We start from the raw sequence: 14,630 nt of genomic DNA on the forward strand, positions 1-14,630 counted from the left end.
TTTTCAGCAAAAATGCATTCCCATTCCACTTCCTTATTAAAGGAATGAAATAGGGAATGCATTTTTCTTTCTATTAAAAAGGTTAAATAGTGGAATGCGAAAGCTATTCCAATTTTCTTTTATTCCCGCCTCTTTTTACCGAACAAATACTCAGGTATTTTAACTCAAGTACTTGCTGCCTTCTCTTATGCTTAGGGGAGGCATGTCCTTCTGGTGGGTATGGATAAACTGTCTTACCCACATTGGATCGGTTTTGCTGTAGTCTCTTAAACTCCATCCAATTGCTTTAGTGATGAAAAATTCTGTTGTCCCGAAATTATTGAGGAGTATGGTTTCAAGTAGTTCAGTATCAGTCTGTTCTTTTCGGTGTCGCTGGTGATCGATTGCGATACGTCTTAACCAGATGTTTCTGTCCGTACTCCACTTGATCATAACTGTATTTAAAGCTGGATACAATAGACAGACACCTCCAATGACTTTATCTAATACATCTATGGTATCCCACCACGATTTTTTTAAAGCGAGTTGCTTCAGGGCAGGGATGTCATCCGGTACCAGTTTCATCCTAATCATAAGCAAATAGTCACAGGCGATATACTGACATTCTCTGTAGGGCTGATTCCATAGATACTCTACAAGTGACCAGTCTACTTCTGGTTCCCTGGCTTTTTCATTTAAATAATGGATTGAGATCTGGCGTCTCATAGGTGATTGAATACCCAAAAAATGAAACTGATTGCGCATATATTTTTCCATCTGAATCGCCCGGTCGGGGTTTCTATGGTCTATCAAATCCTTCACCAATTCAGTTCTCATCACTTCTTTCACCTCCTCATTTTTTTGTTTACTGACAGTTTACCATTTTGCTTTTCTTTGTTATATGTTATTTAAGTACAGAGAATAAAATATACCAGACCTTCATTAGAAATGTGCTTCAAGTGAGAGATAAGTGCTTTGTTTATGACATTGGCAATAGACTTTAGAAGACGGTCAGATAAGAATTAAATATGACTAAATAATGAAAATCTAAAAAACGGGGCAATAATTGTTGGACTGACTACTTACTTAAAGTATACTTTGCATAAGGAAGTGAGAGACCGATACTTTCTTCAAGAAAGATTGGGGGTAGAAGAGGCGTTGCCTCTTAGGATCATGCAGTATGTTTTAGATAATAGAGTAATCGTTATCATAGTCACTCTCCTGATTATATACGGAGTTACAGCATTTAAGAAATCGGAAACGATCAAAGAAAGAAAGCAAGTAATTGTTAGATTATTACTGATGGTTATTTCCATTTACCTCATTGCTCTCTTTTTACTGATTTTGATGACGATCATATTGTAGCTGTTCGAAGTGAAGCTTAGATTGCTAATCCTTTGAAATAAGCTGCATTTTTTTGTAGAATGAATTACAAACGTTATTTTTATAGAGTGTTTATCTTATAATTACACATATTAATAAAGTCCTAATTGAAAACGTCTAATTGTATATTAAATAAGACAGCTGTATAGTCATTCTTTTAACAGATCATTATATTGTCATTATATTAACTAGAAAAATAAGAATGAGATTCTAATAAAGCAGATAAGGTCAATAGATGAGAGCATATAATATGACATTTTCATATTTAAATAGTAAAATAAAATAGATGTATTTATATACAGCTTGAAGAAATTATACATTTCATTAAATGTAATGCTGTGGATAATGAAACAAGTGAGGAATAGTAAAAAGCTAGAGAGGAATAATTAGAATGATTTTATCTGAATTATTGAAATCCATAGAAGTCGTTTCGACTGAACATACTGAAACTAACTTAAACATTGAAAAGATAGCTTATCATTCTGATGAAGCAGCAGCCCATACACTGTTTGTCTGCATTTTAGGATACCAGACTGACGGACATAACTATGCGCAGGCAGCCGTAGAAAATGGGGCTACTGCTTTAGTTGTTGAAAGAGTGCTGGAAACAGTTTCTGTGCCTCAGTTTGTTGTAAAAGACACTCGTAAAGCGCTGGCAGCATTATCTGACTGCTTTCTAAGTCATCCGTCACACGCTTTAAGTGTGTTTGGTGTCACAGGCACTAATGGCAAGACAAGCATTACATATATGACAGATGCCATATTCAAAGCGCATCGGCTGAAGACTGGTCTGATAGGTACCGTTATGATCAAAGTCGACGAGAAAGTCGAACCTAGCTCATTGACAACCCCCGAATCGCTGGATCTTCAGCACTATTTGGCTGAAATGAGGGAGGCTGAGGTTTCACATGTTTCGATGGAAGTATCCTCTTCAGCGCTGGATTTGAAACGCGTGGCAAGTGTCGATTTTGATGTCGTAGCGTTTACGAATATCAATAAAGACCATATTGAGCTTCATGGATCGTTTGATGCGTATTACAAAGCCAAAGCCTCACTGGTCAGAAATGCGCCCAAAGATAGTGTGGCCATATTAAATATAGATCAACCTTTGCTGGAAAAATTAAAATCAGAAACAGAAGCGTTTGTCGTAACATTCGGTGTTGAAAATGATACTGGTGATGTCTCTGTTTCTGATATCAATATGGATTCAGGACGGCCATCTTTTACAGTCATGATCCGCAACCCAATTAGAACACTTGAAGGGGAAATAATTGCTCCTCAATCATTTAACATCGATCTGGCCATTCCTGGATTTCATTCCATCCATAATGCGCTCACTGCTATTATAGTTGGATGTGTCAATGGGATACCAGTTTCCGTTATAAAAAAAGGAATTGAACAATTTAATGGAGTCGAGAGACGATTTCATATATTATATGACGACGATTTTATGATTGTTGATGACTTGTTTTTAAACGAAAATAACATTGAGTCTAGTATGCAAGCACTCCAGAATTTATCGTATAAGTCGATACATGTCGTTCATGCAATTCGTGGGAATAATGGACCTGCTCTTAATAAAGAGAACGCAGAGAAAATGGCCCACTGGTTTTCGAAATTGAATATTCATAGAGTCACACTTACAATCAGTCAGTCTCATGTGAAGAAAAAGGATCAGGTAGCTGCTGAGGAACTGGATGCCTTCTTAAGCGTAATGGCAGCTGAACATATTGCGGTCGATTTTTATGATGAGCTATGTGATGCTCTGGCGTTTAGTCTAGACCTAGTGGCTCCAGGCGATATACTCCTTATAACCGGAGCAAGAGGAATGGATTATGGGGCTAAAACAATACTGGAGTTATTAATGAAAAAGAAAACCAACGTCAAAACAGAGGCTATCAGTGAAGTGCTTGATGACAAAATGGTCGGAATGGATGATATGATGATTGTTGAATGAGTCTTTCTAAGAAATTGTTTAATCGGGCAAGTTTTGTGCCGTTTAATGGTATAATAAAGCAGTTAATTTACAAGTAACTGGAGGAAGATATGACTACTATTGGTTTTGACACAGAAAAATACCTGAAAGAACAATCTGCTTATATACTCGACCGCGTGGATAACAGTGAGAAGCTGTATCTGGAATTTGGCGGAAAGTTGATCGGAGATAAGCATGCGAAACGCGTCTTGCCTGGTTTCGATGAAGATGCGAAGATGAAACTGCTGGCCACTCTAAAAGACAAGTCAGAAATCATCATCTGTGTGTATGCGGGAGATATTGAACGAAACAAAATTCGAGGAGATTACGGTATCACATATGACCACGATGTCTTAAGGTTGATCGATGAGTACCGGGCATACGGAATACCGGTTAATAGCGTCCTGATAACGCGTTACCAAGAACAGCCGAATGTGAACATTTTCATGTCTAAGCTTGAACGAAGTGGAGTGAAGGTTCATACGCATAGAACGATCGAGGGATACCCTACGAATGTGGAGGCAATCATAGGAGAAAACGGGTTTGCCAAAAATACGTACATCGAAACAACTAAGCCACTGGTCGTAGTGACGGCTCCCGGAGCTGGCAGTGGAAAACTTGCAACCTGCTTAAACCAGCTGTATCACGAATACGCAAGAGGGAACGAAGCCAGTTATGCCAAGTTTGAAACCTTCCCAGTCTGGAATTTACCTTTAAAGCATCCTATCAATATTGCGTATGAGGCTGCAACTGTTGATCTAAAGGATGTCAACATGCTGGACAATTATCACTTTGAGGCGTACGGAGAAGTGGCAGTGAATTATAATCGTGATACCGAAATGTTTCCGGTCATTAAACGCATCATTGAAAAGATATCAGGAAAAGCATCCGTCTATCAGTCGCCGACTGATATGGGTGTCAACCGTATAAAATCAGGTATCACTGATGACAAAGCCGTTGTTGAGGCATCAAAGCAGGAAATCATCAGACGGTCATTTTCTGTCGAAAACGATTATAAAAAAGGAACAGCTGACGAAGAGTCAATGCGTCACATGCAACTGATGCTTGAAGAAATGAATCTGAAAAAGGAAGATAGAAAGCCAGTTTTGATCGCACGCGAGTATGCCGAGAAGGTACAGAAAAAACTGGACGATTCAAATCTTCAGGCTGTTATGGCTATTGAACTGCCTAATGGAGAAGTCATTACAGGACGCACAACGTCATTAATGGATGCTTCTGCTGCAGCTATAGTGAATAGTCTGAAATCACTGGCTCATATCTCTGACCAGATCGATTTGCTGGCGCCCATGATTCTGGAGACAATCCAGAATTTAAAAAAGGATGAACTTCAGAGTAAAGTTGCCACCTTATCTGCTAACGAGCTTCTAATTGCTCTGGCAATCAGTGCCGTAACAAATCCCACTGCGTCTTTAGCCTATCAGCAGATCGGGAAATTAAAGGATGCCCAGGCTCACTCAACAGTCATCTTAAATACTGAGAATGAACAGACGATTAAAATGCTTGGAATAGATATTACAAATGATCCTATCTATCCAACGGATAATCTCTATTATAATTAGAGTATTGTAAACGACCTAACGTAAAAAAGATAAAGAACTCAAGCCATTGTTTCATCAGTCGATGTTAAAGACTGATCAGACAGTAGGCCGATTCTTTATCTTTTCTTTTTCAGCTGCTTTGCGATAGCCTGTTTTGCTAGATTATCAGCACCTTTATTGTTTTTCTCGGGTATCCATTTGACTTCATAATACGCTAATCGTTTCAGTAGCTGAATGATCTGATTGTAGAGGGGAAGGTACTCTTCTTTTTTAATGAATTGGTTATTGACCGCTTGTGCCACAAGCTGACTGTCTGTAAAAAAAGTAGTCCATTCATCTGTCCGGTCATGTTCGACCGACCACTTTACTGCAAGGTGAAAAGCGTGAAGTTCTGCCAGGTGATTATCTAAAATAACCGGCAAAGGGATGCTGAGCTGTTCATAAAGGTCCTCACCTACGATTACAATTCCGGCTCCTGCACATTTGTTTTTCTGGGAAACCGCTGCATCACTGTATATTTTAAGCATTAATACGTTCTCCTTGTTCAACTGAGATGTGTTTAACATAGAAAGAAGACCAGAATCGGTTAGATGCCTGATCTTCTTTTTATAAATTTAATTTAATTATTTTCTAAAACTGCAACATTGGTAGCTTGAGGACCACGAGACCCTTCAACGATATCAAACTCGACTGTCTGGCCTTCATTAAGAGCTTTGTATCCTTCCATTGTGATTCCTGTGAAGTGTACAAAAACTTCTTCTTCATCATTGTATTGAATAAATCCATAGCCTTTTTGATTGTTAAACCATTTAACAGTACCTGTAGTCATCGTTTTCCCCCTAAGATTCCTTAAGTATAGTCGCCTATTGAATTCAGTATAAAGGATTAGAGTAATCTAGTCAATCATAGACGGTAAGTGTTTTCATTGTAGTGAGCGTTATAAGTTTAGTGTATAGAGGTCGGAATTATGCTAGAATTAAAAAGAGTAAAAGATGAGGGGTATTTGTATGAAAGAATGGAAAATAGAAAACTTAACGCACTCGTATGGGATTAAGACATTATTCAATGGGTTAGCGTTCTCGATAAAAGAATCTCAGCGCGTTGGACTGATTGGCGTAAATGGAACGGGTAAAACCAGTCTGTTACGAATAGTTGCCGGTGAACTCAAACCAGATGAGGGGCTTATTTCTAAACCAGGAGAATACGAAATCGGTTATCTAAGCCAGCAGTCCAATCTGGATGAAGAGAAAACGGTGTTCGAAACTGTTTTTGAAGGTGAATCGCCCATCGTTCAAGCTGCCCGATATTATGAAGAAGTGCTGCATGAATTGACATTGAATCCAATGGATCCAAAAGTTCAACAGGCATTTACAGAAGCAGAAAAGCGGATGAATCAGGAAGATGCATGGAACGTAGCGTCAAGAGCTGAAGCCATCTTAAACCGCTTAGGCCTGACGGATACGACTCAGCAGGTGAAATCGTTGTCTGGAGGACAGAAAAAAAGAGCGGCTCTTGCGCAGGTGCTGATACAGGAACCCGATCTCCTCATTCTTGACGAGCCGACCAACCACCTGGACTTTCAAATGATTAAGTGGCTTGAGGATTATTTGGCAGGGTACAGAGGTGCTTTACTGATGGTTACCCATGACCGCTATTTCCTTGACCGTGTTTCCAATGAGATTCTAGAACTGGATAATGGGAGAATCCAAGCTTACCCAGGCAACTATCAGCAGTATATCGAAATGAAAGCAGAAAGAGAAGAAACAGATGCGAAAATGGCTCATAAGCAAAAACAGTTATTCAAACAGGAGTTAGCCTGGATGAGGGCTGGTGTCAAAGCCAGAGGAACGAAACAGGAAGCAAGGAAAGAACGTTTTTCAGACCTTAAAGACAAAGTGAACAGCCAAGTTACTAAGTCGGATCTGGAGTTGAGTTTATCCGGATCACGTTTAGGGAAGAAAGTGCTGGAACTTGAAAATGCCTCAAAGAAAATTCATGATATCACCATACTGGATGAGTTTAATTTGCTCATTCAGCATACAGATCGGATAGGGGTGACTGGAGTCAATGGTGCAGGTAAAACCACTTTCCTGAGGATCTTATCACAAGAAACAGAATTGGACTCGGGTGTTTTAACGGTCGGGGAAACAGTTAAAATAGGTTTTTACAAGCAGATCAACGAAGAATTTGATGAAGATAAACGGGTCATCACTTATTTAAGAGAAATTGCAGAAGAAGTTAAACTTGCGGATGGCACATCGGTCAGCGTGTCTCAATTACTGGAGCGTTTTCTGTTTGATCGTTCAATGCACGGGTCTCCTATAAATAAATTATCCGGCGGGGAAAAGAGACGGTTGTATCTGCTTAAAATACTGATGCAGCAGCCGAATGTGCTCATTCTGGATGAACCGACAAATGATTTAGATGTTCAAACGCTGACGATACTGGAAGAATACATTTCACATTTCTCTGGTGCAGTGATTGCAGTTTCTCATGACAGGTACTTTCTTGACAAAATAGCCAATAAGCTTCTGGTCTTCAAAGGAGACGGGAATATTGAAGAAACACATAGTTCATTGACGGACTATTTAGAGAAGACACAGGAAATGAAAGAAGATAAAATGGCTGTTAAGAAACCGAAAGCGGCACCTGTGAAGAAAAAAGAGTCAAAAGAAAAAGTCTCGCTCACTTACAGTGAAAAAAAAGAGTGGGAAACGATTGAAGAGGATATAGAGACGTTAGAAACTAAGCTTGAAACAATTCAGACAGAAATGGAAGCCGCTGCGTCAAATCATGTTCTGCTGAATGAACTGACAGACCAGCAGAATGCTTTGAACAAGAAACTGGAAGAAAAATATGCAAGATGGGACTTTTTGTCTCAATACGAATAAGGGGTGCACAGTAATGGAACAGAACTATTTAGATTTAGCCAAACGAATTCTTGACGAAGGAACGCTCAGAGAAGATAGAACCGGAACAGGTACGAAATCCGTTTTTGGACATCAGATGAGATTTGATCTTCAAAAAGGTTTTCCATTGTTAACGACTAAACGGGTTTTCTTTAAACTAATCAAAAGTGAACTGTTATGGTTTCTTAAAGGAGATACAAACATTAAATTCCTGTTGGAAAACAACAATCACATATGGGATGAGTGGGCTTTTGAACGATACGTCAAAAGTGAAGACTATAATGGCCCGGATATGACTAATTTTGGCATTCGAGTTCAACAAGACAGTGAGTTTAAAGAACTGTATGATAAAGAAATGACAGCGTTCAGAGAGAAGATCCTTGCAGATGACACATTTGCTGAAAAACACGGATCACTTGGGAACGTTTATGGTGCTCAGTGGAGAGCCTGGAAAACAGCTGATGGTGGATTTATTGATCAGATCAAGGATGTAATCGAGTCAATTAAAACCAATCCAAATTCAAGAAGACATATTGTGTCCGCTTGGAATCCTGAAGAAGTTCCGACAATGGCATTGCCGCCATGCCACACTCTGTTTCAGTTTTATGTTGATGAAGGAAAATTAAGCTGTCAGTTATATCAGCGAAGCGGAGATGTCTTCCTTGGGGTTCCATTCAACATAGCCAGCTATGCTCTTCTGACTCATTTAATTGCGCAGGAAACTGGTCTTGAAGTAGGCGATTTTGTTCACACCATCGGAGATGCTCATCTCTATTTAAATCATATGGATCAAATAAACGAACAGCTTTCCAGAGAAATAAGAGAGTTTCCGACCATCGAACTGACAAAAGATAAAAGCATATTCGATTTCGATATGGATGACATCAAAGTAGTAGGGTACAATCCGCACAAGTCGATAAAAGCACCAATAGCAGTATAAAAGAACGAATAGTTGACCTAGTCAAATAGTAAGTTGCACTAAACAATTAATTCAAGGAGTGTTGGTATGATAACCTTTGTGTGGGCTGAAGATGAGAATGGGTTAATTGGAAGAGATGGAGAACTGCCGTGGCATCTGCCGGCAGATATGGCTTTCTTTAAAGAAGTGACGTTGACAGGGAATGTCGCGATGGGCCGTAAAACGCTGGATAGCATCCCGAATCCACCACTGAAAAACAGAGTCAATTATGTCCTGACTCGAAACGAGACGTTTCAGATGCCGGGAGTTGAAGTTTGTCATTCAAAAGAAGAACTGCTAAAAAAATCAGCTTCTTCTGACAAACCACTTCACGTCATCGGAGGGGTATCCCTTTTCAGTGAATTTGTTGATGAAGTTGATATGCTTTACCGAACGGTTATTCATGATTCATTTGAAGGGGACACGTTTATTCCGCCTATCGATTACAGTCAGTTTGAACTGATTGAAGAAAAGGAAGGCACTGTAGACGATAAAAACCGTCATCCTCATACTTTCCAGATTTTTAAGAGAAAGACGACTCACTGACGACAGCAAAAAACGCTCAAGCATCAATCAGACTTAACACGTCTGTCTGAAGATGCTTGAGCGTTTTTTGAGTTCTATTTGATTAAGTATAAAGGTAGATTGAGAAGAACATACACAGGGTGCCGGTCAGGACAAACAAATGCCAGACGACGTGCATATATTTGACATGCTTCATTCTGTAAAACAAAGCACCAACTGTAAAGGATAAGCCACCAGCTATCAGCCAGATGAATCCCCGAGTGCCAAGGCCCTGGTAGAGGTAGTTAAGAAAGAATAAAGATATCCATCCCATTGCGATGTACAACCATACTGACAGTCCCTGGAACTTCTTGAACCAGACTGTTTTATAGATGACTCCGAATAAAGCAATACTCCAAATAAGAGATGTGAGGATATAACCTAATGTACCACCAATCGTTATCAGTGTATAAGGCGTATAGGTCCCCGCTATGAGAAGGAAGATACTGCAGTGATCGATTATTCTGAACACCTGTCTGGCTTTAGTAAAAGTCAGACTGTGATAGAGCGTACTTGATAAATAAAGTAAGATGAGTGTTGCGCCGTAAACAGTGTAAGAGGTCACTTCAAGAACACCACCATAGTTCAGACCTTTCTGAATTAAGAAAACAAGTCCTACGATACTCAATAGCGCGCCAATTCCGTGAGTTACGGCATTTAATACTTCATTTACAACCAGATATTTTTTTGAAAAAACAGGTTGTTTTGTTAAATTCGACATAGCAGCCTCCTTTGACTTTCACTTTCTGTACGACCACAAAAAAATTTGGTATACTACTTTAGAAAGACTTTGTATTTGTAATTAGGATTATAACACAGATAGAAAGATCAGTTAACTAAAATAACATGAAAATAGTTACAGAAAGTAAGAGAGGAGAGTTTAAGTGCCAGAATCACGAGGGAATAGAGCGCGTAAAACAAACGGATGGATGTGGGCCTTCTTAATTTTAGTAGCCATACTGACAGCTGCCGGCATCTGGTTATACATGGTACTTCAGCCTGCTGATCAGAATCAGGAAGCTCAACCTGGAGAAGAAGTGTTAATGACTGAAGACAGTCTGACTTTCGAAGTGCTGACCAATAAAGCGCAGTTAAACCGTGTAATCAATTTATACCTGGAAAGTGAAATGGATGATCAATTCGATGGTTATACCTTTACTATTGATGAGGATGTAGAATTGGCAGGTATTTTACAAATTTTTGGGTTTGATGTAGATTTTACACTTTTAATGGATCCGTATGTCATGGAGGATGGCAATCTTCAGTTGAGAGCGACTTCGATTCAATTAGGGTCACTCGAATTGCCTATCGGTATCGCAATGAATGTTTTGAGTCAACAGCTCGATCTTCCAAACTGGGTCAGGATCGACAGTGAGCAGCAGTTTATACTGATTGCGCTGAATGAATTTCAACTTGAAAATGATGTTCAGTTCTCAATGCAGCAGATAGACTTGGAAGAAGATGATGTCAGAGTAAATATTATTTTGCCGGAAGAGTCTGTAAGATGATATACTGACCTTTCATATAGAATTAATGTGTAGAAAGGAACTTGATCGATGGGAAAAGCATTACTGGCCGGGGGCTGTTTCTGGTGTATGGTTCAGCCGTTCGAAGAAATGAAGGGAATACTGAATGTCGTTTCAGGATACACTGGTGGACATGTAGAGCATCCAACTTATGAGCAGGTAAAAAATCAGTCGACTGGACACACAGAAGCTGTGTTTATCGAGTACGATGAATCTATGGTGACCTTTGAGGATCTCCTTGAACTATACTGGCAGCAGACAGATCCGACGGATGCTATGGGTCAGTTCATGGACCGGGGGGAGAGTTACCGTCCGGTAATCTTCTATTATAATGATGATCAGAAACAAGCGGCACTTGACTCCAAGCGTAATCTTGAAAAAAGCGGTAAATATGTGGAGCAAGTCGTTACGCAGATAGAAGCCGCAAAAACCTTTTATCCTGCAGAAGACGAGCACCAGCAGTTTTACAAAAAAAATCCCAGACTATATGCTCAGGAGAAAAAACAGCGGTTAGAATGGGCAGAAAATCAGGGACAGGCGGTCAACGAATGAGACGTTCTTTTTACCACTACGTTAAGACGCTGAGAGATCCTTACAAGAAAGATGATATAACCTTGTTTGCCAATGCAGTAGATGAAGACGGCGCTTTTCCAAAACAGTCAGAGGATTATGCAGAAATTTCAGACTATCTGGAACTGAATGCAGACTATTTGAAATCCATGACCATATTTGATCAAGTGTTTCAAGATTATAGTGATACCAATAAATTATGACAGTTGAGGAGAGATAGAATGAGTACACATATCGGAGCAGCAAAAGGGGACATCGCAAAAACAGTTTTAATGCCTGGAGATCCTCTTCGTGCAAAATATATCGCAGAAACGTTCCTAGAAGATGTCAGACAATACAACACGGTAAGAAATGCCTTTGGCTACACAGGAACTTATAAAGGGCAGGAGATTTCTGTTCAGGGAACGGGAATGGGCATTCCTTCGGTCATGATATACGGAGAAGAACTGATCCAGGAATATGGAGTGGAGAATCTGATTCGCGTCGGATCTGCCGGTGGTATGAAAAAGGAAATTAAAATTCGTGATGTCGTGTTAGCACAGGCTGCTACAACAGACTCCAGTCTGCACCGTCACATTTTTAACAACCAGGTAGATTTCGCACCTATTGCTGATTTTGATTTACTGAAACATGCTTATGATGTAGGAACTGAAAAAGGCATGAGTATTCGAGTAGGAAATGTCCTGAGTGCCGATCGGTTTTATAATGAAGAGTTAGATAAAAAGAAGCTGGCAGATTATGGTGTTCTCGCTGTCGAAATGGAAGCTGCAGGGCTTTATTCATTAGCCGCCAAGCATAATAAGAGAGCATTGGCATTGCTGACGATAAGCGACCATTTACTGACAGGAGAAGAAACGACAGCTGAAGAGAGACAAACGACATTTGACGATATGATGATTATTGCTTTAGAGACAGCCTTAAGAATGGACGCTCAAAAGTAATCTGAGCACTATAAGAAAAGAGGAATAACATGTAACAAGAACCGAATACACAAAAGCAGACAAAAAAAGTCAGTTTGTCTTTATACATTGGTTCTTTACTGATTGTACTGGTTGTTGCTAGTTTGGGTACAGCTTTAAGCCTGAACTTTTTTCAGGAATCAGCTGATCAGGACGGTGCCCCACTGACGGAAACAGTTACTGATTCGAACGGCGAAGAAATCACTCAAATTTCTGATTTTCAGCCGATCGAAGAACTCTATTCTATATTAATGACACAGTACTTGGAAGAGATTGACTCATCCACCCTTATTGAAGGGGCCTTGGAAGGGATGGCCGATGCTATTGAGGATCCGTACACTGAGTATCTGGATGAAGTAGAAGCATCATCGATGGATGAAGATATTCAAGGGTCATTTGAAGGGATAGGCGCAGAAGTTATGAAAGAAGGCGAATATGTTCGAATCGTCTCTCCAATCGCCGGTTCACCAGCTGAAGAAGCTGGACTGATGCCCAATGACTATATTGTTGAAGTGGATAATGAATCCGTTGCAGACTTGAACATTAATGAGGCAGTAGCTCTAATCAGAGGAGAACAGGGCTCTGACGTTGAATTACTGATTTTAAGAGGAGACAGCGAATTTTCGATCACACTGACGCGAGATTCTATCCCGGTTGAGTCTGTCAGATTTGAACTGGATGAAAACCATCCGACTATCGGATATGTTCACATTACAAACTTTAATGTCCCAACATACGAAGAACTGGTCGTTGCGATTGAAGACCTTCAAAGTCAAGGCGCTGAACAATTCGTTTTTGATGTAAGAGGGAACCCTGGAGGCCTCCTGAACTCAGCTATACAGATTTCAAATATTTTCGTTGAAGACGGCGAACCTTTAATGCAGTCTCAAGGTAGAGATGAAGACCCATTTGTTTACACTGCAGATTCCGAGGAGTATGGGGACTTCAAGTTCACTGGTGAAAGTGTGCTGTTGATCGATGGTGGAAGTGCCAGTGCATCAGAGATACTAGCCGGAGCTATGAGCCAGTCTGCTGATATCCCATTGATAGGGACATCAACTTTTGGAAAAGGGACAATACAGAATATTTTGCCTTTATCGGGGGACGGTGAAATCAAATTTACCGCCGGAAGATGGTTGACTGCAGATGGAGATTGGGTAACTGAAGAAGCTATACAGCCTGATGTTGAAGTGGAAATGCCTGAATATCAGAATTTTCTGATTATTAATCAGGAAGAGACTTACAATGAGGGTATGGTTTCTGAAGAAGTGGAAAATATCAATGGCATATTGGATGCTCTAGGTTACGATATCGGTGAAGTAGACAATTCATTTGATGGTGATACAGTTGAAGCTGTTGAAACATTCCAGAGTGAAAATGATCTGGAAACAAATGGTATTGTTGAAGGAGCTACCGCTACAGCTCTCATTGAGGCGTTGAGAGAACTGATCAGTGAAAATGATACCCAATATAATAGAGCTATAGAGTATCTGCTGGAGAATTAGCAGGTGAAATATGGAGAGAGGAGAAAAAGTGTGATTGTTAATCAAACTTATTTTCTTTCTCTCTCTTTTTTGGTGTAAAATATAAGTGTATAGCTATGAGTAAATGAGAGTAGGGATAGCCATGAGTGAATCTTCTTTTGAGCCGGGCAATGACCGATACGGCAGTCAAAACAGCAAAAGCAAACGAGGAAAAAAGAAAAGTTTTGCCCAGGAACTGGTCAGTACATTTCTTTATATTATTGTGATAACAGGAATATTTGTCGGTATTCGGACGTTTTTATTTGCGCCAGTGAGCGTTGAAGGAGACTCCATGAATCCGACTCTGGAACATGAAGACCGTTTACTTTTAAACAAAGTATCCTCAGTTGACCGTTTTGACATTATTGTTTTTCCGGCTCCCGAAGATCCAGATAAGCAGTACATTAAGCGGGTAATCGGTGTACCAGGTGATCAAATTGATTACCGGAATCAGGAAATGTATGTCAATAATGAACTAATTGATGAATCATATGTTGATTTAACTCAAGAGAGTGATGAAGTATCCGCTTACTATAATGGTGATTTCAGTTTACCTTCTTTACAGGGAGTTGAAGCAGTCCCTGAAGGAATGTTATTCGTTTTAGGTGATAATCGGATAAACTCAAAAGACAGTCGCTCCTTTGGGTTTGTTGAAGCGGAGACGGTTATTGGAGAAACAAGTCTGCGAATATGGCCATTAAATCGAATCGGGTCAGTAGATTAAT

General features: G+C 39.9%; 15 protein-coding genes. 11 read left to right on the forward strand and 4 right to left on the reverse strand.

Annotated elements, in window-relative coordinates; genetic code table 11:
- Positions 1-159: 159 nt before the first annotated feature.
- Entirely contained in the window at positions 160-816 is a 657-nt protein-coding gene (locus CLV38_RS00485) for a DNA alkylation repair protein (RefSeq protein WP_106190076.1), read from the reverse strand.
- A gap of 937 nt (positions 817-1,753) precedes the next feature.
- Between CLV38_RS00485 and CLV38_RS00495 the strand changes: the two genes are divergently transcribed.
- Together CLV38_RS00495 and CLV38_RS00500 are read left to right on the forward strand one after the other, a co-directional pair.
- A complete protein-coding gene (locus tag CLV38_RS00495; RefSeq protein WP_106190081.1) occupies positions 1,754-3,319 on the forward strand; it encodes a Mur ligase family protein in 1,566 nt (521 codons plus the stop codon).
- A gap of 89 nt (positions 3,320-3,408) precedes the next feature.
- The gene (locus CLV38_RS00500) at positions 3,409-4,917 is read left to right on the forward strand and encodes a DUF1846 domain-containing protein (protein WP_106190083.1); all 1,509 of its coding nucleotides are present in this window, start codon (positions 3,409-3,411) and stop codon (positions 4,915-4,917) included.
- A 95-nt stretch (positions 4,918-5,012) separates the two neighbouring features.
- Here the strand turns inward: CLV38_RS00500 and CLV38_RS00505 are convergent, their stop codons facing one another.
- The gene (locus CLV38_RS00505; protein ID WP_170068770.1) at positions 5,013-5,423 is read right to left on the reverse strand and encodes a ribonuclease HI family protein; all 411 of its coding nucleotides are present in this window, start codon (positions 5,421-5,423) and stop codon (positions 5,013-5,015) included.
- Positions 5,424-5,515: 92 nt separating this feature from the next.
- Positions 5,516-5,725: a cold-shock protein gene (locus CLV38_RS00510; RefSeq protein WP_106190088.1), complete on the reverse strand. Its 210-nt coding sequence runs from the start codon at positions 5,723-5,725 to the stop codon at positions 5,516-5,518.
- A gap of 178 nt (positions 5,726-5,903) precedes the next feature.
- On the opposite strand from CLV38_RS00510, the gene CLV38_RS00515 reads away from it, so the two are divergent.
- The 3 genes from CLV38_RS00515 to CLV38_RS00525 all read left to right on the forward strand — a co-directional run bounded on the left by CLV38_RS00515 (position 5,904) and on the right by CLV38_RS00525 (position 9,309).
- Positions 5,904-7,787 (forward strand): ABC-F family ATP-binding cassette domain-containing protein, encoded by a 1,884-nt coding sequence (locus CLV38_RS00515; protein ID WP_106190091.1) that lies wholly within the window; start codon positions 5,904-5,906, stop codon positions 7,785-7,787.
- 13 nt (positions 7,788-7,800) lie between these two features.
- Positions 7,801-8,745 carry a thymidylate synthase gene (locus CLV38_RS00520; protein WP_106190093.1) on the forward strand — a complete coding sequence of 315 codons (945 nt, stop codon included), beginning with the start codon at positions 7,801-7,803 and terminating at the stop codon, positions 8,743-8,745.
- A 66-nt stretch (positions 8,746-8,811) separates the two neighbouring features.
- Complete coding sequence (locus CLV38_RS00525) at positions 8,812-9,309, forward strand: dihydrofolate reductase (protein ID WP_106190096.1); 498 nt, start codon at positions 8,812-8,814, stop codon at positions 9,307-9,309.
- 82 nt (positions 9,310-9,391) lie between these two features.
- Here the strand turns inward: CLV38_RS00525 and trhA are convergent, their stop codons facing one another.
- The gene (gene trhA / locus CLV38_RS00530) at positions 9,392-10,048 is read right to left on the reverse strand and encodes a PAQR family membrane homeostasis protein TrhA (protein WP_106190099.1); all 657 of its coding nucleotides are present in this window, start codon (positions 10,046-10,048) and stop codon (positions 9,392-9,394) included.
- Positions 10,049-10,211: 163 nt separating this feature from the next.
- Here trhA and CLV38_RS00535 point away from each other — a divergent pair, with 163 nt between their 5' ends.
- The 6 genes from CLV38_RS00535 to lepB all read left to right on the forward strand — a co-directional run bounded on the left by CLV38_RS00535 (position 10,212) and on the right by lepB (position 14,629).
- The gene (locus CLV38_RS00535) at positions 10,212-10,835 is read left to right on the forward strand and encodes a YpmS family protein (RefSeq protein WP_106190101.1); all 624 of its coding nucleotides are present in this window, start codon (positions 10,212-10,214) and stop codon (positions 10,833-10,835) included.
- 48 nt (positions 10,836-10,883) lie between these two features.
- The gene (gene msrA, locus CLV38_RS00540) at positions 10,884-11,405 is read left to right on the forward strand and encodes a peptide-methionine (S)-S-oxide reductase MsrA (RefSeq protein WP_106190104.1); all 522 of its coding nucleotides are present in this window, start codon (positions 10,884-10,886) and stop codon (positions 11,403-11,405) included.
- Positions 11,402-11,626: a YozE family protein gene (locus tag CLV38_RS00545; protein ID WP_106190106.1), complete on the forward strand. Its 225-nt coding sequence runs from the start codon at positions 11,402-11,404 to the stop codon at positions 11,624-11,626. The genes msrA and CLV38_RS00545 overlap by 4 nt, the downstream gene beginning before the upstream one ends.
- An 18-nt stretch (positions 11,627-11,644) precedes the next feature.
- On the forward strand, positions 11,645-12,364 hold the full coding sequence (gene deoD / locus CLV38_RS00550) for a purine-nucleoside phosphorylase (protein WP_106190109.1): 720 nt from the start codon (positions 11,645-11,647) through the stop codon (positions 12,362-12,364).
- Between the two features lie 74 nt (positions 12,365-12,438).
- Positions 12,439-13,887, forward strand: coding sequence for a S41 family peptidase (locus tag CLV38_RS00555; protein ID WP_106190112.1), 1,449 nt, complete (start codon positions 12,439-12,441; stop codon positions 13,885-13,887).
- A 121-nt stretch (positions 13,888-14,008) separates the two neighbouring features.
- Positions 14,009-14,629, forward strand: coding sequence for a signal peptidase I (gene lepB, locus CLV38_RS00560; RefSeq protein ID WP_245920509.1), 621 nt, complete (start codon positions 14,009-14,011; stop codon positions 14,627-14,629).
- Position 14,630 lies beyond the last annotated feature (1 nt).

This window comes from Alkalibacterium olivapovliticus (assembly GCF_003003275.1).
Classification (GTDB): Bacteria; Bacillota; Bacilli; order Lactobacillales; family Carnobacteriaceae_A; genus Alkalibacterium; species Alkalibacterium olivapovliticum.